This is a genomic window from Streptacidiphilus sp. EB103A (assembly GCF_041261405.1).
In the GTDB taxonomy this organism is placed as follows: Bacteria; Actinomycetota; Actinomycetes; order Streptomycetales; family Streptomycetaceae; genus Streptacidiphilus.
Window position 1 is genome coordinate 1 of record NZ_JBGCAQ010000006.1, and the last position, 22,632, is coordinate 22,632.

General features: G+C 70.6%; 17 protein-coding genes. 12 read left to right on the forward strand and 5 right to left on the reverse strand.

The window, feature by feature from the left end; genetic code table 11:
* Positions 1–83 precede the first annotated feature (83 nt).
* Positions 84–302, forward strand: coding sequence for a hypothetical protein (locus ABH941_RS11045; RefSeq protein ID WP_370128712.1), 219 nt, complete (start codon positions 84–86; stop codon positions 300–302).
* 169 nt (positions 303–471) lie between these two features.
* On the opposite strand, the gene ABH941_RS11050 is transcribed toward ABH941_RS11045, so the two are convergent.
* The gene (locus ABH941_RS11050) at positions 472–969 is read right to left on the reverse strand and encodes a hypothetical protein (protein WP_084715161.1); all 498 of its coding nucleotides are present in this window, start codon (positions 967–969) and stop codon (positions 472–474) included.
* A 312-nt stretch (positions 970–1,281) separates the two neighbouring features.
* Here ABH941_RS11050 and hemL point away from each other — a divergent pair, with 312 nt between their 5' ends.
* From hemL to ccsB, 6 genes are all read left to right on the forward strand, one after another.
* The gene (hemL, locus tag ABH941_RS11055) at positions 1,282–2,619 is read left to right on the forward strand and encodes a glutamate-1-semialdehyde 2,1-aminomutase (protein ID WP_370128715.1); all 1,338 of its coding nucleotides are present in this window, start codon (positions 1,282–1,284) and stop codon (positions 2,617–2,619) included.
* 153 nt (positions 2,620–2,772) lie between these two features.
* The gene (locus tag ABH941_RS11060; RefSeq protein WP_370129046.1) at positions 2,773–3,423 is read left to right on the forward strand and encodes a histidine phosphatase family protein; all 651 of its coding nucleotides are present in this window, start codon (positions 2,773–2,775) and stop codon (positions 3,421–3,423) included.
* Positions 3,424–3,543: 120 nt separating this feature from the next.
* Positions 3,544–4,152, forward strand: a complete 609-nt coding sequence (locus tag ABH941_RS11065; protein WP_370128717.1) for a TlpA family protein disulfide reductase — start codon at positions 3,544–3,546, stop codon at positions 4,150–4,152.
* Positions 4,149–4,925 (forward strand): cytochrome c biogenesis CcdA family protein, encoded by a 777-nt coding sequence (locus ABH941_RS11070; protein ID WP_370128718.1) that lies wholly within the window; start codon positions 4,149–4,151, stop codon positions 4,923–4,925. Before ABH941_RS11065 ends, ABH941_RS11070 begins: the two co-directional genes overlap by 4 nt.
* Positions 4,926–4,928: 3 nt before the next feature.
* The gene (locus ABH941_RS11075) at positions 4,929–6,719 is read left to right on the forward strand and encodes a cytochrome c biogenesis protein ResB (RefSeq protein WP_370128720.1); all 1,791 of its coding nucleotides are present in this window, start codon (positions 4,929–4,931) and stop codon (positions 6,717–6,719) included.
* Positions 6,720–6,724: 5 nt separating this feature from the next.
* The gene (gene ccsB, locus ABH941_RS11080) at positions 6,725–7,879 is read left to right on the forward strand and encodes a c-type cytochrome biogenesis protein CcsB (protein ID WP_370128722.1); all 1,155 of its coding nucleotides are present in this window, start codon (positions 6,725–6,727) and stop codon (positions 7,877–7,879) included.
* Positions 7,880–7,970: 91 nt separating this feature from the next.
* On the opposite strand, the gene ABH941_RS11085 is transcribed toward ccsB, so the two are convergent.
* Entirely contained in the window at positions 7,971–8,207 is a 237-nt protein-coding gene (locus ABH941_RS11085; protein ID WP_370128724.1) for a hypothetical protein, read from the reverse strand.
* Positions 8,208–9,253: 1,046 nt separating this feature from the next.
* Here ABH941_RS11085 and ABH941_RS11090 point away from each other — a divergent pair.
* On the forward strand, positions 9,254–12,550 hold the full coding sequence (locus tag ABH941_RS11090; protein ID WP_370128726.1) for a sacsin N-terminal ATP-binding-like domain-containing protein: 3,297 nt from the start codon (positions 9,254–9,256) through the stop codon (positions 12,548–12,550).
* Between the two features lie 24 nt (positions 12,551–12,574).
* Here ABH941_RS11090 and ABH941_RS11095 read toward each other — a convergent pair whose 3' ends face one another.
* The 3 genes from ABH941_RS11095 to ABH941_RS11105 all read right to left on the reverse strand — a co-directional run bounded on the left by ABH941_RS11095 (position 12,575) and on the right by ABH941_RS11105 (position 16,908).
* Positions 12,575–14,044, reverse strand: a complete 1,470-nt coding sequence (locus ABH941_RS11095; protein WP_370128727.1) for a DUF2079 domain-containing protein — start codon at positions 14,042–14,044, stop codon at positions 12,575–12,577.
* Between the two features lie 79 nt (positions 14,045–14,123).
* The gene (locus tag ABH941_RS11100) at positions 14,124–16,577 is read right to left on the reverse strand and encodes an HAD-IC family P-type ATPase (protein ID WP_370128729.1); all 2,454 of its coding nucleotides are present in this window, start codon (positions 16,575–16,577) and stop codon (positions 14,124–14,126) included.
* A gap of 43 nt (positions 16,578–16,620) precedes the next feature.
* Positions 16,621–16,908, reverse strand: coding sequence for a DUF2530 domain-containing protein (locus ABH941_RS11105; RefSeq protein ID WP_370128730.1), 288 nt, complete (start codon positions 16,906–16,908; stop codon positions 16,621–16,623).
* 202 nt (positions 16,909–17,110) lie between these two features.
* Here ABH941_RS11105 and ABH941_RS11110 point away from each other — a divergent pair, with 202 nt between their 5' ends.
* The 4 genes from ABH941_RS11110 to ABH941_RS11125 all read left to right on the forward strand — a co-directional run bounded on the left by ABH941_RS11110 (position 17,111) and on the right by ABH941_RS11125 (position 22,574).
* Positions 17,111–18,529 carry an NCS2 family permease gene (locus ABH941_RS11110; RefSeq protein WP_370128731.1) on the forward strand — a complete coding sequence of 473 codons (1,419 nt, stop codon included), beginning with the start codon at positions 17,111–17,113 and terminating at the stop codon, positions 18,527–18,529.
* Between the two features lie 226 nt (positions 18,530–18,755).
* The gene (locus tag ABH941_RS11115) at positions 18,756–20,426 is read left to right on the forward strand and encodes an LPXTG cell wall anchor domain-containing protein (protein WP_370128733.1); all 1,671 of its coding nucleotides are present in this window, start codon (positions 18,756–18,758) and stop codon (positions 20,424–20,426) included.
* A gap of 142 nt (positions 20,427–20,568) precedes the next feature.
* On the forward strand, positions 20,569–21,003 hold the full coding sequence (locus ABH941_RS11120; protein ID WP_134003605.1) for a MarR family winged helix-turn-helix transcriptional regulator: 435 nt from the start codon (positions 20,569–20,571) through the stop codon (positions 21,001–21,003).
* A gap of 293 nt (positions 21,004–21,296) precedes the next feature.
* A complete protein-coding gene (locus ABH941_RS11125; protein ID WP_370129047.1) occupies positions 21,297–22,574 on the forward strand; it encodes an MFS transporter in 1,278 nt (425 codons plus the stop codon).
* The last annotated feature ends 58 nt before the right edge of the window (positions 22,575–22,632 follow it).

Genomic DNA, 22,632 nt, shown 5'->3' on the forward strand with positions numbered 1-22,632 from the left:
TCAGGCTGTCCTCAGCTTCGTGGCCTTGCTGCGACAAGGCCACGGCGGCGGTCTCCCACCCCCGCACGGTCAAGTAGCGCCTCGTGGCGCACGAATGGGACATCGAAGCGAAGTCTCCCGACGAGTTCGTCATGGACCTCATCGGGATGGATGACCGCGTCGTGTATTCGTGCGTCCAGCAGATCGCCGCCGCACGACGGAATCCGCCCGGAACCTTCGCTGAGGTGCTCGATCAACTGGAACGTTCCGGCTTGATCGAGTCCGCAAGCGCCCTGAGGGCAGGCCCAAACCCGTCCGGCTGAGCCGCGTCTCCCGTTGGTCACGAGCCGTACGGGGCGATCCGATGTCTCCGGCGCGCGACGGAGCTACCTGGACATTTTCTAGTGTGCCCTCAACGTGCCAGCTGGATATCTGGCAGTTGGCGTTGACGTCGTCGCTGAGTTAGGCCGGCCAAGAGGGTAAACCCGCCGGTCAGGGCCACATCAGGCAGTAGAGCTGGTGGCCGGCGTCGTGGAGGCGGTTGGCGAAGTCGTGCCACTCGTGGAGCATCTGGTAGATCACGAAGGCGTCGCGGGGGCCGCGGCGGTCGGGGACGGTGGACCAGATGAAGGCGGCGGTGCCGAGCTCGGCCTCGTCGGCCTTGCGGAGGGGTTCGACGACGGTGTGGGGGAGCTGGAAGACGGCGTAGTCGGGGTGGAGCACGACCAGCTCCAGCGGTGGGACGTTGGCCAGCGGGATGCCCTTGATGCCGGTGAGGACCATGGCGCTCATGGTCTCCGGCTTGATCTTGGTGGAGAGACCGCCGCTGAAGGTCTCGTCGCCGTCGCGGCCCTCCGCGCCGAAGAGCTCGCCGAGGCGGCCCAGAGTGCCGAGCTCGCCGGCGTCCAGGCCGAGGCCGTCCCGGCCCAGGGCGGTCGGAACCCGTGCGGCGGTGGCGCGGTCGGGTGCGCCGAAGTACTTGTAGGTCACCCCCACACCGCCACCGCCTCTGTTGCTGCCACCGCTGTTACCGCTACCACTGCCCCCGCGACGCCTGCGCGAAGCCCTCGCCGGACCCTCGGACCCCTCGCGCGCCTCCGACACGGCACCATCCTTACTGGCAGTCATCGTTTTGCCAACAGGCAACGGGCGTGTGACAGTCCGCCCTCCCCGAAAGTGGCACTGTCCGCCGAGTTCTGTCGGCAGACGCGTGTGCACTGCGGCACGATCATCGTCCCAGATGATCGGCCGGGACATGCCGAAGGACAGGCTGCGGTTTGGAGAAGATGGGGATTTGAGACCATGTCCTCTGTGAGCTACCCCTACGAAGCCCCCGAGTCCCAGAAGCTGTTCGATCGCGCCTCCGCGGTGACCCCCGGCGGCGTCAACTCCCCGGTCAGGGCATTCCGCGCGGTCGGCGGTACGCCCCGGTTCATGGTCTCCGGCCGTGGCCCCTACCTCACCGACGCGGACGGCAGGGAGTACGTCGACCTGGTCTGCTCCTGGGGTCCCATGATCCTCGGCCATGCCCACCCCGAGGTCATCGAGGCCGTACAGGCGGCCGTCTCGCGCGGTACTTCGTTCGGTACGCCCGGTCGGGGCGAGGTCGAGCTGGCCGAGGAGATTGTGACCAGGGTCACTCCGGTCGAGCAGGTCCGGCTGGTGTCCTCGGGCACCGAGGCGACCATGTCGGCGATCCGGCTGGCCCGCGGTTTCACCGGGCGTACCAAGATCGTGAAGTTCGCCGGCTGCTACCACGGCCATGTGGATGCCCTGCTGGCGGCGGCCGGCTCCGGCCTGGCCACCTTCGCGCTGCCGGACACCCCCGGGGTCACCGGCGCCACCGCGGCCGACACCATCGTGCTCCCCTACAACGACCTGGACGCGGTACGGGCCGCGTTCGCCGCGCACCCCGGTGAGATCGCCTGCGTCATCACCGAGGCCTCGCCCGGCAACATGGGCGTCGTCCCGCCGCTCCCGGGCTTCAACGCCGGCCTGGCGCGGCTCTGCCGCGAGGACGGCGCGCTGTTCGTCTCCGACGAGGTGATGACCGGTTTCCGGGTCTCCCGCTCCGGCTGGTACGGCTACGAGTCCGCGAGGGAGGGCTGGGGCCCGGACACCGTCCCGGACCTGATGACCTTCGGCAAGGTGATGGGCGGCGGGTTCCCGGCGGCCGCGTTCGGCGGACGCGCTGATGTGATGGCGATGCTGGCCCCGGCCGGACCGGTCTACCAGGCGGGCACGCTCTCCGGTAACCCGGTCGCCACCGCCGCGGGCCTGGCCCAGCTGCGCGGCTGCACCGACGCGGTGTACGCGACGGTGGACCGGGTCGCGGAGGAGATCTCCGGTCTTGTCGGCGAGGCTCTGAGCAAGGAGGGCGTCGCGCACCGGGTGCAGAAGGCCGGAAATATGTTCTCGGTGTTCTTCACGGACGACGTGGTGACCAACTACGACGAGGCGCGGCGGCAGGAGTCGTTCCGGTTCACGGCGTTCTTCCAGTCGATGCTGGCGAACGGGGTGTATTTGCCGCCGTCGGCGTTCGAGTCCTGGTTTGTCTCGGCCGCGCACGATGCGGGGGCGGTCGGGCGGATCGCTGAGGCGTTGCCGGCGGCGGCGCGCGCGGCGGCGCAGGCCGGGTAGGTGTGCGGGGGTTGCGGGTTTGCTGCGGGGTGCGGGTCGGTGGATGGTTGGCCGCGCAGTTCCCCGCGCCCCTGACGGGGCGATACTGACGCTAGGTTTCGACATAGAGGAGCAGTACAGGTGAGTAGTGCTGAGACCACCGTCGTCCACCTCATGCGGCATGGTGAGGTGCACAACCCGGAGGGCGTGCTCTACGGGCGGCTGCCGGACTACCACCTCTCCGAGCTGGGGCGGAAGATGGCGGACCGGGTGGCCGACCATCTCAGCGGGCGCGACATCACGCATGTGGTCGCCTCCCCGCTGGAGCGGGCGCAGGAGACGGCGGCTCCGATCGGTGCGGCCCACGGGCTGGCCGTCGCGGCCGACGAGCGGCTGATCGAGGCGGCCAACGTCTTCGAGGGCAAGACCTTCGGCGTCGGCGACGGCTCGCTGCGCAACCCCCAGTACTGGAAGTACCTGACCAACCCGTTCCGCCCGTCCTGGGGTGAGCCGTACATCGAGCAGGTGGTCCGGATGATGGGCGCGTTGAACGCGGCCAGGGACGCCGCGCGCGGGCACGAGGCCGTGTGCGTCAGCCACCAGCTGCCGATCTGGATCACCCGCAGCTTCGCCGAGCACCGGCGGCTGTGGCACGACCCGCGCAAGCGGCAGTGCTCGCTGGCGAGCCTCACCAGCTTCACGTACCACGGGGACAAGATCGTCTCCATCGGCTACAGCGAGCCGGCCAGGGACCTACTGCCGACCCACCTCACCGCCAAGACCCGCTTCGGCGACGCCCCGGTCGCCAAGAGCTTCGGCGCCTAGCGTCCGAAAGATTGTCTGACGGGTTGACAGAACATGGCGTCGCGGCAGGTCAGGAGGCCTGCCGCGACCCGTCGCCGGGGTCGGTGAACCCGCTCAAAACACCCATGCGAAACTCTTCACATGCGTTCCCGTCCGCTCCGCCACAGCTCCGCTCGCACGCTGATCGCCGCCCTCGCGGCCGCGTCGGCCCTTGCTCTGGCCGGTTGCTCGACCTCATCGGGGTCGAGTGACAGCGCCGGTACGAACTTCGTCAAGGGAACCGGCGAGACGAGCACGGTGGCGGTCAAGGACCGGGGAGCGCCGATCAGCATCTCCGGCAAGGACCTGAACGGCAGCCAGCTCAGCCTCTCCGACTACCGGGGCAAGATCGTCGTCCTCAATGTCTGGGGCTCCTGGTGCTCTCCCTGCCGGGCCGAGGCGGACGGCCTGGAGACGGTGTACACCGCCGACAAGGACAAGGGCGTGCAGTTCGTCGGCATCGACACCCGCGACCTGCAGACCGCGCAGCCCAAGGCCTTCGTCGCCGACCACAACATCACCTACCCGAGCCTCTACGACCCGGCCGGTGACCTGCTGCTGAAGTTCCCGGCCGGCACGCTCAACCCGCAGACCATCCCCACCACGATCATCCTGGACCGTCAGGGCCGGGTCGCCGCCCGCGCGCTGCTCCCGCTCAGCAGCGGGCAGCTGACGCAGATGCTGGCACCGGTACTCGCGGAGAAGTCGTGAGCGGCGCCGCGCCGGTACTGCTCGCGGACATCAGCGGCCAGGTCTCCGGGGCGCTGGTACTGGCCGTCCCGGTGGCCCTGCTCGGCGGGCTGGTCTCCTTCTTCTCGCCCTGCGTGCTGCCGCTGGTGCCCGGCTACCTCTCCTATGTGACCGGCTTCTCCGCGGTGGACCTGGCGAGCGCCGAGGGCAGGCGCCGCGGACGGGTCGTGCTCGGGGCGGTGCTGTTCATCCTGGGCTTCACTGCGGTCTTCGTCTCCGGGGGCGCGCTGTTCGGCTTCTTCGGCAACCGCCTGCTGGCCCACCAGCGGGTGATCTCCGAGGTGTCCGGGGTGCTCACCATCGCCATGGGCCTGGCCTTCATGGGCTTCCTGCCCGGCTTCAGCCAGCGTGAGCTGCGCAGCCATCGCAAGCCGATCGTCGGACTGCTGGGCGCGCCGATGCTGGGGATCGTCTTCGGGGTCGGCTGGACGCCCTGCCTGGGGCCGACCCTCACCGCCGTGAACGCCCTGTCGATGAACCAGGCCAGCGCGAGCCGCGGCGCACTGCTCATGGCGGTGTACTGCATCGGCCTCGGCCTGCCGTTCATCGTCGCGGCGATCGCCTTCCGGCGGGCGCTCGGCGCGTTCGGGTGGATCAAGAAGAACTACCAGTGGGTGATGCGGATCGGTGGCGGAATGCTCGTCGTGGTCGGCATCCTCCTGGTCACGGGGGCGTGGGATCAGCTGGTCGGCCAGCTGCGCTACTGGACCTCCGACTTCACCACGGGAATCTGACTCATGACCGACGATCGAGAAGCCGCCGACGGACGAGCGGCCGACGAACGAGCCGCCGACGAGCGCGACGAACTGTCCGCCGCCGGACGGCTCAGCAGCGCGCCCGTCGCCGAGCAGGACCAGCCCGAGGCCGAGGTCGTCGGCATAGGCGTGCTGGGCTGGCTGCGGTGGACCTGGCGCCAGCTGACGTCCATGCGGGTCGCCCTGATCCTGCTGTTCCTGCTGTCGCTCGCCGCCGTCCCCGGCTCGCTGATCCCGCAGACCGCCGCCTCGCCGTCGAAGGTCCAGGCGTGGCAGGCGAAGCACAAGTCCTGGGTGTCGCTCTTCAACGAGCTGGGGATGTTCCACGTCTACAGCTCGTTCTGGTTCTCGGCGATCTACATCCTGCTGTTCGTCTCCCTGGTGGGCTGCATCATCCCGCGCACCTGGCAGTTCGTCGGTGTGCTGCGGGCCAGGCCGCCGGCGGCGCCGCGGCACCTGGTCCGGTTGCCGGTGTACGCGACCTGGCGCAGCAGCGCGGACGCCGACACCGTCCTCACTGCGGCGCACGGGGTGCTGCGCAAGCGCCGGTTCCGGACCTCGGCCGCGGGCGACGCGATCAGTTCGGAGAAGGGCTACCTGCGCGAGTTCGGCAATCTGCTGTTCCATATCTCGCTGGTGGCGATGCTGATCGCCTTCGCGGTCACCAAACTGGCCGGAGGACAGGGCACGGTGATCGTCGTGGAGGGCGGCACCTTCAGCAACAACGTCACCCAGTACGACGACTTCGAGCCCAGCAGCCTCTACACCGCGGACAGCCTCGCGCCCTTCGGCTTCACCCTGGACGGCTTCGACGCCAGCTTCCAGACCAGCGGCAGCGGGCGCGGACAGGCCATCAACTTCGACGCCAGGCTCTCCTACTGGCTGGGCGCGGACGGCAAGAAGACCTCCGGCACGGCCTCCGTCAACCACCCGCTCCAGGTGGGCGGCGACAACGTCTACCTGACCGCGCACGGCTTCGCCCCGGTGATACAGGTGACCAACGCCAAGGGCGAGGTCATCTTCAACGGCGCGACGCCCTGCCTGCCGCAGGACGCCAATGTGACCTCCCTGTGCACCATCAAGGTCACCGACGGCTATGTCGGCAAGGATGGCAAGAAGACCCAGCTCGGCTTCAGCGGCATCTTCGCCCCCACCGCGGAGATCGACTCCGTCCTCGGCCCGAGGTCGACCTTCCCGGCCGCGAACAACCCCGGTCTGTTCATCACCGGCTTCCAGGGCGACCTGGGCATGGACACGGGCAACGCGCAGAGCGTCTACGAGCTCGACACCACCGCCATGAAGCAGCTCAAGCTGGACAGCACCAACCTCTGGAAGGCCCAGCTGCACCCGGGTCAGGGCATGAAGCTGCCGGACGGCGGCACGATCACCATGACCGGCCTCAAGCAGTGGGCCAACTTCACCGTGGCGCACAACCCGGGCACCGGATCCGCGCTGGTCAGCTCGGCGCTGGCGATCCTCGGACTGATCGGCTCGCTGTTCGTCCAGCGCCGCCGGATCTGGGTGCGCGCGGTGACCGGTGCGGACGGGGTGACCACCGTCGAACTGGCCGGGCTGGCCCGCAACGAGTCCTCGCGCATCGCCGACGAGTTGGCCGAAGTGGCCCTGGCCCTCCAGGACTCCGCGCCGGCCGACCGGGACGGCGAAGGCGACGACGACCGACGCGCCGACGACCAACGCGCCGGCGACGAAGACGACGATCCGTCAGCAGAAGATCCTGAACTGACCGCCACCTCCCTCTCCAAGGAACGCTGAGCGCGATGAACCTCGCAGCGGCACAGTCCGTCAACAGCAGCCTCGCCCATATCTCCAACGTCCTCATCTACTCGGCGATGGCGGTGTACCTCTGCGCCTTCCTCGCCTACACGGCCGAGTGGACTTTCGGCGGCCGCAGCCGGGTCGCCCGCCAGTCGGCGGCGCTCGCCGCACGTCCCGGGGCGTCCGTCGCCACCGCGATGGCGGAGGCCGAGGCTGCCGCCGACACGGCGGCGCCCAAGGTCTCGGTCAGCGTCGCCAAGGCCGGCGGTGGAACCACCACGCTGACCCGCACCGTCGCCGCCAAGGCCGGCAAGGTCGACATCGTGGCGAAGGGCGACTCCGCCCCGCCGGTCGAGGGCGCGGGTGCGTCGGGCGGCGACGAGCAGGCCGACCGGCTCGGCCGGATCGCGGTCAGCCTCACCACCCTCGCCGCGCTGCTGCAACTCGGCGGCGTCGTCGCGCGGGGGCTCTCGGCGGGCCGTCCGCCGTGGGGCAACCTGTACGAGTTCACCTGCGCGATGACGCTGGTCGCGGTGATGCTGTTCCTGGGCCTGCTGTACTCCGGGCGCGACGTCCGCTGGCTCGGCCTGCCGCTGATGCTGGGCGTGCTGACCGGCCTCGGCGTCGCCGTCACCGCCCTCTACGCCGCCTCCGAGCAGCTGGTCCCGGCGCTGCACTCGTACTGGCTGTGGATCCACGTCTCCGGCGCGATGATCTGCGGCGGCGCGCTGTACGCGGGCGCGATCACCTCCGGGATGTACATCTGCAAGGACTTCTACGAGGTCGCCCGGGCCGAGGGCCGCACCAAGGGCGGCCGCTGGTCGGACATCTGCGAGCGGATGCCGTCGGCGGCCAGCCTCGACAAGCTGTCCTACCGCATCAACGCCATCGTCTTCCCGCTGTGGACCTTCACCATCGTCGCCGGGGCGATCTGGGCGGAGTCGGCCTGGGGCCACTACTGGCAGTGGGACCCGACCGAGACCTGGGCCTTCATCACCTGGGTCGTCTACGCCTGCTACCTGCACGCGCGGGCGACGGCCGGCTGGAAGGGCCGCAAGGCCGCGGTACTGGCCCTGATCGCCTTCAGCTGCTACCTGATCAACGCCTACGGCGTCAGCATCTTCATCAACGGGGTGCACTCCTACGCCGGTCTGTAGGCCCGGGGTCCGGGGGTTGTCCCCCGGGGGATGGAGCATCAACGGGGTCCACTCCTACGCAGGTCTGTAGGCCGCCCAGTCTGAAGCGGCGTCAGTGACGGTGTCGGCCGTGGCGGCTGATGCCGATCATCAGCACCACGCCGGTGCCGATGAACGCCGCCGCGCCCCACGCCAGCACGCCCGCGTTGGTCCCGTCCGAGCTGCTGCTGTGCGCCACCCGGGTGGCCTCCGCCGCATGCGCGGCCGTCGGAAGCAGCACGGTGCAGCCGGTCACGGCGGCGGTCAGCAGGACGGCGGCGATGACGGCGATGCGGACACGAGTGGACATGGCAGGTTCCCCCTTGGGAACGGTGGTGGTGATAGCAACCAGCCTGCCACCAGAAGATCCCTGCATCGTCCATCAGCCGTTACAGCAGGGCAACAGCCGGGACGGGAGGCACGGCGGGGGAGGCGGAGCGGCGCAATTGCCCTGGCGGCAGCTGTGGGTGGCTTACATGGCGCCACCGTTGCCGCCCTCCGCCGTCCGTGGCTTGTTGCTGTTGCTCGCTCCGCTCGCGGGCCAACTGCAGCCGGGGAGCCAGGTCGGGGCCGGGCGCCGTTCCCGGGCTGGGGTCGTGGGTGGGGCGTACAGAAACGGTTCTGCGGCAAGGCTTCGGGCGAACCGGGGTCACTTTTGGGACACCGGGGCACTTTTGGTACGCCAAGACCGGGGCAAATGGGGCATTGCGGCATGATCAAGTGACACCTTGTCCCGAAAGTGACCCCGGTTCCGCCTCGGGCCGGGCTTTTCGGGTCACTGCCCATGCTTTTGGGTCACTCATTCGACGCCCAATCCGGACATTGCGGGCAGGAGGCGTCGGACGAGTGACCCGAATGTATAGGGAGTGACCCCAAAACCGGCCAACGCCTCGGCAGGAACGTTTCTGCACGCCCCGCCACCAACCGCCCCGCCCGCACCCCTCCCCGGCCTTGTCGCCGCGAGCGGAGCGAGCTACAGCAACAAGCCACGGATGGCGGAGGGCGGCAACGGTGGCGCCATGTAAGCCACCTACCGGCCCCGCGTCCGGGAGGCGGCGGCCCGCCGCCCGGCAACGGCGCCCCGCCTGCACCCTCCCGCTCCTGTCGCCGCGAGCGGAGCGAGCTACAGCAACAAGCCACGGGCGGCGGTGGGCGGCAACGGTGGTGCCATGTAAGCCACCCGCAGCTGCCGCCCCGCAAGCAGCGCCGCCCCGCCTCCCCGAACCGCCCGCACACCCGGCCCCCGCCTGACGATGTCGGTGGAAACAGGCAGAATGCCCGCGTACAGGTTGACCGACCCGTACGGCTTCGGCCTCGCCAACGGGTGGGGGCGGTGAGAGCGGGGAGACGACGGCCATGGATACGCGGATCGTAGGAGACACGGCCGGCGGCGGCGTGGCCGACGGGTTCGGGACGGCGCAGCTGCGGCGGCGGGTGCTGGAGGCGTGGACGGCGTCGCCGGCGCGGTTCCGGGAGGACGCCAACGCCGAGGAGGAGCTCGCCCTCGGCGGTTACCGGGACCGGCTGGTCGTCGAGCTGGCCCAGAACGCCGCCGACGCGGCGGCGCGGGCCGGCGTGCCCGGGCGGCTGCGGCTGGCGCTGCGCGACGGCGTGCTCTGTGCCGCCAACACCGGTGCGCCGCTGGACCCGCAGGGCGTCGAGTCGCTGTCCACGCTCCGGGCCTCGTCCAAGCGTGAGCAGGAATCGCAGGTGGGACGGTTCGGCGTCGGGTTCGCCGCCGTCCTCGCGGTGTCGGACGAGCCTGCGGTGCTGAGCCGTCCCGGCGGCGTGCGCTGGTCGCTGGGCGAGGCCAGGGCCCTGGTCGAGGAGCGCGCCGAGCTGACCCAGGAACTGCGCCGCAGGGACGGGCACGTCCCGCTGCTGCGGCTGCCGCTGCCCGCCCAGGGCACCCCGCCGGACGGGTACGAGACCGTGGTGGTGCTGCCGCTGCGCGACTCCGCCGCCACCGATCTGACCCGCCGGCTGCTGGACGAGATCGACGACGCCCTGCTGCTGACGCTCGGCGGTCTGGTCGAGGTGGTCGTCGAGACGGAGGCCGGTACCAGGACGCTGACCCGTCGCGAACTGCCTCCGGTCAATGAGGAGGGCGGCCCGGCGATGGTCGTCGTCGCGGGCGAGGCGGGGGAGAGCCGCTGGCAGGTGGCCTCGGCCGGCGGCGAGCTGGCCGCCGAACTGCTCCAGGACCGCACCGTCGAGGAACGGCACCGCCCGCACTGGTCGCTGACCTGGGCCGTACCGGTGGATGCGGACGGGCGCCCGCAGCGCCCGGGCACCGCACCGGTCGTGCACGCGCCGACGCCGACGGACGAGCCGCTGGGCATCCCCGCGCTGCTGATCGCCTCCTTCCCGCTGGACTCGACGCGCCGTCACATCGCGCCGGGGGCGCTCACCGACTTCCTGGTCGCCCGGGCCGGCGAGGTCTACGCCTCGCTGCTGCGCGAGCGCGGCGCCGACCTGTCCTCGCTCGACCTGGTCCCCGGCCCGCTGGGCCAGGGCGAGCTGGACGCGCGGCTGCGCCGTGCCGTGCTGGACCACCTGCCGGAGGTTCCGTTCCTGCCGCCGGTAGGGGAAGGCGAAGGCACCGCTCTCCGTCCGCGCGACGCGGTCGTGCTGGAGGGCGCGGACGCCGGAACCGTCCGCGCTCTCGCCGACGTCCTGCCGGGGCTGCTGCCCGCGGGGCTGGAGCGGCGCCAGGAGCTCCGTACCCTCGGGGTGCGCCGGGTCGCCCTGGCCGAGACCGTGGACCAGCTCGCCAACCTGGAGAAGGAGCCCGCCTGGTGGCGCAACCTCTACGGTGCGCTGGCCGGCAGCGGATCCGGCGGCGCCGCCGCGGAGACTCTGGGCGCGTTGCCGGTCCCGCTCGCCGACGGCCGGATGGTCACCGGGCCGCGCCGGGTGCTGGTCCCCGTCGACCTGCCCGAAGGCTCGGCCATCCCGGCCGAGGACCTGGCGCTGCTCGGCCTGCGGCTGGCCCATCCTGAGGCCGCGCATCCGCTGCTGGAGAAGCTGGGCGCCGGGACGGCGAGCCCGATCGGCCTGCTGGAGAGCGCCGAGCTGCAGGCCGCCGTCCGCCGCTCGGCCGACCTGGACGACCAGGACGAGGCGGAGGACGTCGCCGAGGCCGTGCTGCGCATCGTCCGGGCCGCCGTCCAGGCCGGGGACCTGGCCGAGGGCGCGTACCCGTGGCTCGCGCACCTCGCGCTTCCGGACGACGAGGGCGAGCTGGTGGCCGCCGGTGAGCTGGTGCTGCCGGGCAGCCCGCTGGCCGCGATCGTGGACGAGGACGACGCCGTGTTCCTCGACGACGAGTGGCTGGAGCGCTGGGGCCCCGAGGTGCTGCGCGCGGTGGGCGTCGGCCACGTCCTGGGGCTGGTCCGCGCGGAGGAGGTCGTGCTCGACCCGGACGACCTGGAGCGCCTCGACCCGACCGCCCCCGCCGACCGCGCCGCCGGCGGCGAGCCGAGCGGACTGCTGGACGAGGCCCCGGACGGATTCGCCGACTGGGCCGAGGAGGCCGCCGAGCAGCTGACCAAGGATCAGTCGGACGGCCCCGAGGTCCCGCCCGTCGCCGCCGAACTGCTCGCCGTCCGTGACCTCGACCTGGTCGCCGACGACGCCTGGCCGCAGGCCCTGGCCATGCTCGCCGCCCCGCCGCTGCGCGACGCCGTGGTGACGCCGGTCCGACTGCTGCTCCCGGACGGCCGCACCGCCCAGGTGCCGCCGTACGCGGCCTGGTGGCTGCGCGACCACCCGGTGCTGGACGGCCGCCGACCGGCCGGGCTGCGCGCCGCCGGCGCGGACCCGCTGCTGCGCGGCCTCTACGAGGAGGCCCGCACCCGCCTGGACGAGGTCTTCCTGCATGCCCTCGGGGTGCGCACCACCCTGACCGCGCTGCTCGCCGAGACCGAGGGGCCCGACGAGGTGCTGTACCGGATGACCGACCCGGACAGCGAGGTGTCGCACCGTCAGCTGCACGGCCTCTACACCGCGCTGGCCTCGGTCGAGCTGAGCCGGATCGCCCTGCCCGAGGAGGTCCGCGCGCTGCCCCCGATGGAGCCGGACACCCTCCGCCGTCCCGAGGGCACGGTCATCGTGGACGTCACCGAGGCCGTCATCGCCGACGCCCCCGACCTGGTCCAGCTGCTGGACGACTTCCCGCTGATCACCGTCGCCCCGGCGCTGGCCGCCGCCCTGGGCGAGCGGCTGCACGTCTCGCTGGCCAGCGAGGTGGCCGGCGGCCGGGTGCTCAGCGAGGGCACCGTGCACCGGGTCCCCGAGGAGGTCAAGGAACTGCTGCCGGGCTGCCCCGAGGTCTACGAGGAGCACGAGGAGCTGCTGGTCGTCGGCCCGGACGGACAGGACGCGGCGGTGGACTGGCGCTGGGACGCGGACAGCCCCGCGCCCCGGCCGGCCCAGGCGGACGGCGAGGGCGGCGAGTCCGGGGACGAGGAGGAGCCGGACGAGTTCGCCGCCCCCGTGCCGCACGGCGCCCTGCACGCGGCCACCCCGGAGGGCCTGGCCGCCGGGCTGGCCTGGGCGGCGGGTCAGTGGCACCGTCGCTTCGAGGTGCTGGCGGTGCTGTCCGACCCCGACCGTGCCTATGAGCTCAGCGCGGCCAGGGACTTCGAGTGAGTTCCCACCGGCCGGGACCAGGACTCAGCCGCTGACCAGCTTCAGCACGTAGAACTGCTGCTCGGCGAAGACCGTCTGGTAGACCGTGCCCGGGTGCAGCCCCTCCGCGTACCCGGGCACGTCGGTCGGCGCGCTGGGCGACCAGCCGTACGACATGTCCAGGGCCATGTACTGCGGCGGCGAGGTCTTGTCGCCGCCGATCCAGTACAGCTGCGTGCGCCCGGCCAGATGGGCCATCAGCGTGACATTGGCCTCGACCGTCACCCCGTCCGGGACCGTCGCCGAGGCCCGCTGCAGCATGGTGATCCGGTCGCTGGACGCATAGGTGGACGGGGACAGCACATTGGCGGCCGGGAGGTTCATGGTGATGCACAGCGCCGCCGCGATCCCGGTCACGGCCGGGACGACGGCCCGGCCGGCGTAGGCGCGCAGCCACTCCCACGGGCCGGCCTCCGACCGCTGGACCGCGTCCACCAGGGCCAGGAAGAGGATCGGCATCAGCACCGCGCTGTAGTGCCAGTCCATGCCCCAGTACGCGTCGTTGGACGAGGTGAACCGCCACAGCAGGGTCGGCAGAGCGATCAGCACCAGCGGCGAGCGCAGCGCGAGGAAGCCGGTGATCGCGAGCAGATAGCCCAGGGTGTGCAGCTTCACGTCCGGCGAGATCAGGCTGTGCAGCAGCCCGAACGGCGCGGTGAGCAGCTCGTGGGTGGGGGAGTTGCCGGGCAGCTTGGACATGTAGTCGTACTGTCCGGTCGGGTTGAAATGCGGGATCACCAGGTAGACGGTGATCAGCAGCATCGCCGCGCCGTAGACCGTGAGCAGCGCGCCGATCAGCCGCTGCCGCAGCAGCACCAGCACGATGCCGATCGCCGAGACGGTGAGCCCCATGTCCTCCTTGACCAGCACCAGCGGCAGCGCCCAGAACGCGGCCGGGTACCAGCGCTTCAGCACGATGTTGCGCAGCACCATGGCGAGCAGCGGCACGCCGAAGGCGATCTCGTGGAAGTCGAAGTCGACCGCCCGCTGCACCCCCCAGGACAGCCCGTAGGCGATGCCCACGCACAGCCCCTTGGCCCGGGTGGTCACCTTCGCCGCGGTGTCCGAGACGATCGCGACCGAGCCCGCGAACAGCGCTGCCTGGGCGACGAGCAGGGTGACGGGGGAGGGGAAGATCCGGTAGAAGGGAGCCAGCAGTGCCAGGACCGGGCTGAAGTGGTCACCGAGGATGTTGTAGCCGACGCCTTTTATGGTGACGATCGGCGCCTGGAAGTGGGCGTAGTCCCTGACCTCCTGGACGAAGATCGCGGTGTCCCAGGACATCGAGGCGAAGTGGGTGTACCGGACTATCGAGATCGCGCAGTAGCCGGCCAGGAAGACCATCCCCAGCGCCAGGTGCGGCAGCGCCGTTCGCGGCGGCATCAGGCGCAGGCGGCGCGGGGTCTCGGCCGGAACGCCGATGTCCGCCTCGGGGGCATCGGTGTCAGTCGTCATGATCTCCCCTGCCGCATGGAACGTGTGTGCCCAGAACGGTACAGGGGATCCATATGTGGCCAGCAGACCGAAGCGACGTCTATTTGGCGGCGTCCCCGGTGACCCTGGCCGCGACCTCGGCGGTGACGCCGTCCGCGACCTGGGCCCCGGCATCGGCCCCGGCCCCGGCCCCGACTCCGGCCCCGGCCCCGGCCTCGGGCCGGATCACCCGCCAGACCACCTCCAGCAGCAGCCCGGCGCCGACCGAGATCGCCACCCCGGTCCACGGGTCCCGCCAGCCGACCAGGTGCAGCTGGAAGAAGGTCTGCAGCCAGGGCACCACCAGCACCAGCGCGAAGCCCCCGCCCATGGCCAGTACCAGCAGCACCCGCCACCAGGTGTAGGGCCTGGCGATGATCGCCAGCACCCACAGCGCGACCAGGAACAGCGTCAGCGTGGTGCTGCTGGTGTCCGCGACCTGCCCGGTCGCATGGTCGGCCCGGGCCAGCAGGTAGCAGGTGAACGAGGCCGCCCCGGCGATCACCCCGGCCGGCACCGCGAACCGCAGCACCCGTCGGACGAAGCCCGGCCTGGCCCGTTCGTTGTTGGGCGCCAGCGCCAGGAAGAAGCCGGGCACCCCGATCGTCAGCGCGCTCAGCACGGTGGAGTGCCGCGGCAGGAACGGGTACGGCACCCGGCAGATGATCACGGCGAGCGCCAGCAGCACCGAGTACACCGTCTTCACCAGGAACAGGTTGGCCACCCGCTCGATGTTGCCGATCACCCGGCGGCCCTCGCCGACGACCTGCGGCAGCGTGGAGAACCGGTTGTCCAGCAGCACGATCTGGGCGACCGCGCGGGTCGCCTCGCTGCCCGCGCCCATGGCCACGCCGATGTCGGCGTCCTTCAGCGCCAGCACGTCGTTGACGCCGTCGCCGGTCATCGCCACATGGTGGCCGCGGGACTGCAGTGCGCCCACCATGTCCCGCTTCTGCTGGGGCGTCACCCGGCCGAAGACGGAGTGCTTCTCGACGACCTGGGCCAGCAGCACGGGGTCGGTGGGCAGGGTCCGCGCGTCCACCGGGTCCTCGGCCCCGGGCAGCCCGAGCGAGGCGGCGACGGCGCCGACCGACACCGCGTTGTCGCCGGAGATCACCTTGGCGTCGACGTTCTGGTGCCGGAAGTAGGCGAGGGTCTGCGCCGCGTCCGGACGCACCCGCTGCCGCAGCGCCACCAGCGCCAGGGCCGCCAGCCCCGCCGCCGGGTCGGGCCCGCTCAGCGGAGTCCCGGAGCGTCCCAGCAGCAGCACCCGCAGGCCCTGCTCGCCCAGCCGGTCCACCTCGGCGAGGACGGGGTGCCCGGCCGGCAGCAGTACGTCGGGCGCGCCGAGCAGCCAGGTCGCCTCCCCGCCGGCCGGTTCCTGGAGCACCGCCCCGGACCACTTGCGGGCCGAGGAGAAGGGGGCGGCCTCCAGCAGCCGCCAGCCCTCGCCGACCGGATAGGTGTCGATGATCGCCTGGAGACTGGCGTTGGGCCGGGGGTCGGCGGTGCCCAGGATGCCGAGCACCCGCTCGGCCATGGCCGGGTCCGCGCCGTCGAGTGGGCGCAGCTCGGCGATGTCCATGCCGCCCTCGGTGAGGGTGCCGGTCTTGTCCAGGCAGACCGTGTCCACCCGGGCCAGCCCCTCGATCGCGGGCAGCTCCTGGACCAGGCACTGCCGCCGCCCCAGCCGGATCACCCCGATGGCGAAGGCCATGGAGGTGAGCAGGACCAGGCCCTCGGGCACCATCGGCACGATCCCGGCGACCATCCGCCGTACGGCCTCGGCGACGTTCTGCTTGTTGACGTACAGCTGACTGAGGATCAGCCCGAGCGCGGTGGGGAGCAGCATCCAGGTGATGTAGCGCAGGATCGTGTCGATGCCGCTGCGCAGCTCGGAGGAGACCAGGGTGAACCGGCTGGCCTCCTCGGCGAGCTGGGCCGCGTACGCCTCGCGGCCGACCTTGGTGGTGGTGAAGGCGCCGGAGCCGGCGACCACGAAGCTGCCGGAGAGCACCGGGTCGCCGGGGTGCTTCAGCACCGGGTCGGCCTCGCCGGTGAGCAGCGACTCGTCGATCTCCAGCGCGTCGGCCTCGCTGATCCGGCCGTCCACGGTGACCCGGTCGCCGGATCCCAGCTCGACCAGGTCGCCGAGGACGATCTCGGCATTGGTCAGCTCCCGGCTCGCGCCGTCCCTGCGGACCCTGGGGTGCGCCTCGCCGACCACGGCGAGGTTGTCCAGGGTCCGCTTGGCGCGAAGCTCCTGGATGATCCCGATGCCGGTGTTGGCGACGATGATGAAGCCGAACAACGCGTCCTGGACCGGCCCCACCGCCATGATCACGACGAACAGGGTGCCGATGATGGCGTTGAAGCGGGTGAGGACGTTGGCCCGGACGATCTCGGTGGTGGAACGGCTGGACCGCACGGGTACGTCGTTGACCTCGCCGCGGGAGACCCGCTCGGCGACCTCTGCGGAGGTGAGGCCGGTCGCGCGTTCGCCCGCTGCAGTCATGCTCCCGACCCTAGACGTCGGGGTGTGCGGATGCCCGCTGGGCCTACTCCGCCCGGGAAGCGTCGGCCGCCTCCGCCGTCCCGGCGGCCTCGGCTGCCTGCGAGCGCCGGATCGCGTCGCGGCGGGCGCGGCAGTACCAGATGCCGATCAGCCCGAGGCCGAAACCGGCCAGGCAGGTCCACAGCCACTTGGTGTCGCCGTGGTCGGCGAGCCAGCCGTGGAAGGGCAGCAGCACGACGAAGCCCACCAGCCACACCACGGTGCCACCGGTCACGATGGCGACATCGTTGGCCTCCATGGGCGGTGCCGAGGGGAGCTTGGTCGTCTTCACGTGACAAGCGTACGGGGGGCCGTAGCGCGGGACGGATGACACCCCCGTTCGGCCGTTCTTTGGAGGAAAGTACAGTCTACGCGCGCAGATGGCCACTTTGGTTGAGTGAATTCATACTGGCCGTTCCGGTTTGATGCGGCGCGTCTTCTTGACGTTTCGTACTCCGACTTTGATCGAACAGCACTTGCAAAAGGAACAGCGCATGTCATCCGTGGCCCCGGCCAATGCCGTCGACCGCTACTTCAAGGTCAGCGAGCGCGACTCGTCCTTCGCCCGGGAGATCCGTGGCGGCGCCGCGACCTTCTTCACGATGGCGTACATCATCGTGTTGAACCCGATCATCCTGTCCTCGGCCACGGACAAGTTCGGTCACCACCTGAACGGCGGCCAGCTGGTCACCGCCACGGTGATCACCGCGGCGTTCACCACCCTGCTCATGGGCGTCATCGGCAACATCCCGCTGGCCCTGGCCGCCGGCCTGGGCACCAACAGCATCGTGGCGCTGCAGCTCGCCCCCAAGATGAGCTGGCCCGACGCCATGGGCATGGTGGTGCTGGCCGGTCTGGCGATCATGCTGCTGGTCGCCACCGGCCTGCGCGAGCGGGTCATGAACGCCGTCCCGCTCGGTCTGCGCAAGTTCATCGCCATCGGCATCGGCCTGTTCATCGCGCTGATCGGCCTGGTCGACGGCGGCTTCGTCACCCGCATCCCGGACGCCGCGCAGACCACAGTGCCGCTGCAGTTGGGTGACAACGGCCACCTCAACGGCTGGCCGGTGCTGGTCTTCGTGGTCGCCGCGCTGCTCACCCTGGTGCTGATGGCCCGCAAGGTCCCCGGCGCCATCCTGATCAGCATCGTGGTCGCCACCGTGCTGGCCGTCGTACTCGACAAGGCCGCCCACGTCCCGGCCGCCCAGTGGGGTCTGACCGTCCCCGAGATCCCGCACCACCTCGTCTCCACCCCGGACTTCGGCCTGATCGGCAAGGTCAGCCTGTTCGGCGGCTTCCACCAGGTCGGCATCCTCACCGGGATCCTCTTCGTTTTCACGGTGCTGCTGTCCTGCTTCTTCGACGCGATGGGCACCATCCTCGGCGTCAGCGACGAGGCGCACCTGCTGGACGACAACGGCAACCTGCCCGGTATGAGCAAGGTGCTGATGGTCGACGGCATCGCCACCGCCATCGGCGGCGCGACCTCCAGCTCCGCCAACACCTGCTTCGTCGAGTCCACCGCCGGCGTCGGCGAGGGCGCCCGCACCGGCCTGGCCTCCATCGTCACCGGCCTGTTCTTCGTGGTGGCGCTCTTCCTCACCCCGCTGGCCACCATGGTCCCGACCCAGGCGGCCACCCCGGTGCTGGTCGTGGTCGGCTTCCTGATCCTCTCCAACGGCATCAGGGACATCGACTGGTCCGACTTCACCCTCGCCGTCCCGGCGTTCCTGACCATGGTGATCATGCCGTTCACCTATTCGATCACCAACGGGATCGGCATCGGCTTCCTGGTCTTCTGCATCCTCAAGCTCGCCACCGGCCGCTTCCGCGAGGTGCCTGTAGCCCTCTACGTCGTCGCCGCGGTCTTCGCCTTCTACTACCTGATGCCGGCCCTCGGCCTGGGGCAGTAGCGCTCCCGCTCACGCGCCGGCCCCCGTTCCCAGACCCGGGAACGGGGGCCTTGTGCGTACGCGGCGGCGGGCGAGGCAACAACACTTCGGTAACGGCCGAGGGCGGTTCCCAGGTGATTGTCCGTATCCATCCGATGTATGCGAGCGGAAGCGGTCGGACGGAGTCTGTGTGCAGTCGTATGCTCCGCCGTGATAATCCTGTGAACAGAGGACTCTGATGGGACGCATGCGCGTGCTTCGGGCTGCCGGGACGGCGACCGCCCTGATAACCGCTTCTGTCGGTCTGCTCGCCGGTGCGGGCGTGTCCCACGCCTCGGCGTCGAGCAAGCCGACGTTCTGGGTCGAGACCGGCTTCGACCGCACGGTTCCCGTGCGCACGGGGGGCCACGGTGAGGCGTTCCGGCCCCTGTCCATGTCGATCAGGGCTGATGGGACCGCCCTGCAAGGGGTCAAGGTCGTGGTGGACGCCACCGGTCTGAAGGGTGCCGTCGAGCTGTCCCTCGGCAAGAACTGCAGCTTCACCGGTGCGGACCACCAGCACGAGCTGTGCACGCTGGGGAACCTGCCGATCGGCGCCCTCGGCGGCGCGGGAGCAGCTGCCGAGTTCTCGGTCGGCGTTCGGGCCGCGGTCGGAGCCGTTGCCGGCCAGCAGGGCAATGTCACCTTCAAGGTGACGGCAGACAACGCCGTCGAGGCGGCGAACCAGCACGACTACCTGGGCGTCACCGTAGGCGACGGCCCCGACCTGGCCATCAACGACCTGGGGTCGGTCATCAAGACCCCGGCCGGGAAGACCACCGCGCTTCCGCTGCGGCTGACCAACCTCGGCAGCACCGACGCCAAGGGCATCGTCATCGGCCTGCACGACCAGCGCGGAAACGCCACGGTCCCCGGCAACTTCAGCAACTGCGTCTACGGTTCGTACCAGGGCGGCGTCCGCGAGGTCGAGTGCAGCTTCCCCGACGCCGTGGTGAAGCCCGGTCAGACGTTCCAACTGCAGACCCCGTTCTCGGTCTCGGTGCCCGCAGGGGCGCACGGCGATCAGATCCAGTACTACGCCGGGCTCAGCAAGGACGACTGGATCGGCACGCCGACCGGGACCAAGGGCACCGGCCCGGTCCTGCAGCTCGTGCAGGTCACCGGCGCCGGTAGGGCCGTGGCCACGCCGGACCCCAGCAAGGACATCGACACCTACAACAACCTCTACTACACCAACATCGACACCGGCATCGTCAGCGATGTCGCAGCGGTCGGCGGGACGGTGAACGGCGTCGTCGGCAAGGTGTCCACGGTGACCGTGGGTACGCGCAACTCGGGGAACACCACCTTCACGAGCCTGATCAACATCGGGCCCGACCTCCCCAAGGGCACGCTGGGCACCTACGTCACGTTCCCTGGGGACGTGCAGGTCACCTCCGTTCCCAAGGCGTGCGTGGTCGAGCTGTCCGGCCCCGACGGTTCCGGGTACTCGGGTTCCGGTACCCCTCACGCCTACGCCTGCGCCACCCAGAAGACCGTTGCCCCCGGACAGGCGGTCACGTTCGCCTTCGGGATCAAGCCGCTCCGCACGTTCAGCGGAGACTGGGGCAATGTGGTGGCCCTGGCCGCCGAGGACACGACGGCCAACTTCACTGACGATGTCGCCAGGCTCGTCATCAACTCGGCGAAGTCCTCGGGCGGATCCGCCCCGTCCTCCACTGCCGCCTCGTCCTCTTCTTCTGCGCAGCCGAGCAGCGCGGCGTCGGCCTCGCCGACGGCCGGCGGCGGTTCCCTGGCGAGCACCGGTGGAGGCAGTGACTCCACGCCGCTGATGCTGGCCGGTGCGGCCGCCATCGCGCTGGGCGCGGGGGCCGTTCTGGTGGCGCGCCGCCGGAAGGCGGTCGGCAGCCACAGCTGACCGTGTTCGTTCTGTGGATTCCGCGGCCCGTCCCTTGTTGCCAGAGGGGCGGGCCGCTGCGTTGCCGATCGGTGCTCGGCTGTGATGCGTGTCCCATGCAATGAATTTTACTTAGGCTCGGTAATGAGTTAGGCTAAGGAACATGCCCGAGCTCTCCGAGAGCGACGCCGCAGCGGTCAGCATGCTGCGGTCCGCCGTGATGCGACTCTCCCGCCGCCTGCGCAACCAGCGCGTCGAGGAGTCGCTGACGCCCACCGAGATGCAGGTGCTGGCGACTCTCGCCCGCTGCGGCAGCGCGTCCCCGGGCGAGCTGGCGCGCAAGGAACACGTCCAGCCGCCGTCGATGACGAGGATCATCGCGATGCTGGAGGAGAAGGGCCTGGTGCGGAGGGAACCGCACCCCGACGACCGTCGGCAGGTCGTCGTCAGCAGCACCGAGCAGGCCGAGAGCATCCTCGACCAGAGCCGGGCCAAGCGGGACGCATGGCTCGCCGACCTCGCGGGGGAGCTCAGCGAGGAGGAGTGGGCCGTGCTGCGCGCCGCCGCGCCGGTACTGGAGCGCCTCGCGCAGCTCTGACCCGCCGCGCCCTACAGAATTCGATCATTCGTTACCAGCCAGGGGACAAGCTATTGCCTGCACAGACCGGAGCCACCACAGCGAACATCCGTACCAGTGACACCAGCCGCACCACCGCCAACGCGGTCAGCCTCGCCACCGAGGCCGACGCCGCCGAGGAGACCCCGACGCAGTCACTCGTCGTCCCCGTCGACGACGACCCCGACGAACGCACCAGCCCCGGCCGTACGAGCGCCGGGGACAGGACCGGCACGAGCGGCAGGACCCAGAAGACCGAGAAGACCAATCGCGGGATGTTCTCCGCGCTGCGGAACCGCAACTACCGCTACTTCTTCATCGGCCAGGTCATCTCCAACTCGGGCACCTGGGTCCAGCGCATCGCCCAGGACTGGCTCGTCCTCAGCATCACCGGCAGCGCCTTCGCCGTCGGCGTGACCACCGCCATGCAGTTCCTGCCCATGCTGCTGTTCGGCCTCTTCGGCGGCGTCCTCGCCGACCGCTTCCCCAAGCGGCAGCTGCTGATCGCCACCCAGGCCGCGATGGGGCTGCTCGCCGTGGGGCTCGCCGCACTGACGCTCTCCGGCGTCATCCAGGTCTGGCACATCTACCTCTTCGCCTTCCTGCTCGGCCTGGTCACCGTGGTCGACAACCCGACCCGGCAGACCTTCGTGGTGGAGATGGTCGGCAAGAAGGACCTCGGTAACGCGGTCAGCCTGAACGCCGCCAACTTCCAGACCGCCCGGCTGATCGGCCCGGCCGTCGCCGGTGGCCTGATGGCCGCCGTCGGCGCCGGGTACGCCTTCGCGGTCAACGCCGTCTCCTTCGGCGCGGTGATCCTCGGCCTGCTCGCGATGCGCAGCGCCGAGCTGCACCGCACCCCGCAGCTGCCGCGCGAGAAGGGACAGTTGAGGGAAGGGCTGCGCTACGTCGCCGGACGCCCCGACCTGATCTGGCCGATCGTCCTGGTCGGCTTCATCGGCACCTTCGGGTTCAACTTCGCGACCATCCTGTCCGCGTTCGCGTACTCGGTCTTCCATGTCGGACCCGGGCTGTACGGTCTGCTCAACACCGCGATGGCCGTCGGCTCGCTGGCCGGCGCGCTGGTCGCCGCGCGTCGCAGCAGGCCCCGGCTGCGGCTGCTGGTGGTGGCCGCGCTGGTCTTCGGCCTGGTGGAGGCGGTCTCGGCGGTGTCGCCCTCGTACTGGGTCTTCGCGGCGCTGCTGACCCTGGTCGGCCTGTTCGGCATGACCACGAACACGGCGGCCAACTCGCTGATCCAGCTGCGCACCGACCCGGCGATGCGGGGCCGGGTGATGAGCCTCTACATGATGGTCTTCGCCGGCGGGACGCCGTTGGGCGCGCCGCTGGTCGGCTGGGTCACCGAGCAGTTCGGCCCCAGGGTCGGGCTGCTGGCCTGCGGTCTCGTCTCGGCCGCCGCCGCTGCGGGGATCGGCCTGGTGCTGGCCCGGATCGGCAATCTGCGGGTCCAGCTCGACCTGCACCGCGGTCCCGAGCACCAGCTGATCGCCTTCGTCCCGCGGCAGGCACCGCAGGTCGTCGTCGCGGCGTGAGCCCGGCGCGGGTCTGAGCGGCGGTACGGATCGGGGATCTGTCGCGAAAAGCGGGACA

What these genes read in the sequence shown, in the direction of transcription:
- hemL (WP_370128715.1), top strand. Translation starts at nt 1,282, where the DNA reads ATGTCCTCTGTGAGCTACCCCTACGAAGCCCCCGAGTCCCAGAAGCTG.
- ABH941_RS11060 (WP_370129046.1), top strand. Translation starts at nt 2,773, where the DNA reads ATGCGGCATGGTGAGGTGCACAACCCGGAGGGCGTGCTCTACGGGCGG.
- ABH941_RS11065 (WP_370128717.1), top strand. Translation starts at nt 3,544, where the DNA reads ATGCGTTCCCGTCCGCTCCGCCACAGCTCCGCTCGCACGCTGATCGCC.
- ABH941_RS11075 (WP_370128720.1), top strand. Translation starts at nt 4,929, where the DNA reads ATGACCGACGATCGAGAAGCCGCCGACGGACGAGCGGCCGACGAACGA.
- ccsB (WP_370128722.1), top strand. Translation starts at nt 6,725, where the DNA reads ATGAACCTCGCAGCGGCACAGTCCGTCAACAGCAGCCTCGCCCATATC.
- ABH941_RS11085 (WP_370128724.1), bottom strand. Translation starts at nt 8,207, where the DNA reads ATGTCCACTCGTGTCCGCATCGCCGTCATCGCCGCCGTCCTGCTGACC.
- ABH941_RS11090 (WP_370128726.1), top strand. Translation starts at nt 9,254, where the DNA reads ATGGATACGCGGATCGTAGGAGACACGGCCGGCGGCGGCGTGGCCGAC.
- ABH941_RS11095 (WP_370128727.1), bottom strand. Translation starts at nt 14,044, where the DNA reads ATGACGACTGACACCGATGCCCCCGAGGCGGACATCGGCGTTCCGGCC.
- ABH941_RS11100 (WP_370128729.1), bottom strand. Translation starts at nt 16,577, where the DNA reads ATGACTGCAGCGGGCGAACGCGCGACCGGCCTCACCTCCGCAGAGGTC.
- ABH941_RS11110 (WP_370128731.1), top strand. Translation starts at nt 17,111, where the DNA reads ATGTCATCCGTGGCCCCGGCCAATGCCGTCGACCGCTACTTCAAGGTC.
- ABH941_RS11115 (WP_370128733.1), top strand. Translation starts at nt 18,756, where the DNA reads ATGCGCGTGCTTCGGGCTGCCGGGACGGCGACCGCCCTGATAACCGCT.
- ABH941_RS11120 (WP_134003605.1), top strand. Translation starts at nt 20,569, where the DNA reads ATGCCCGAGCTCTCCGAGAGCGACGCCGCAGCGGTCAGCATGCTGCGG.
- ABH941_RS11125 (WP_370129047.1), top strand. Translation starts at nt 21,297, where the DNA reads ATGTTCTCCGCGCTGCGGAACCGCAACTACCGCTACTTCTTCATCGGC.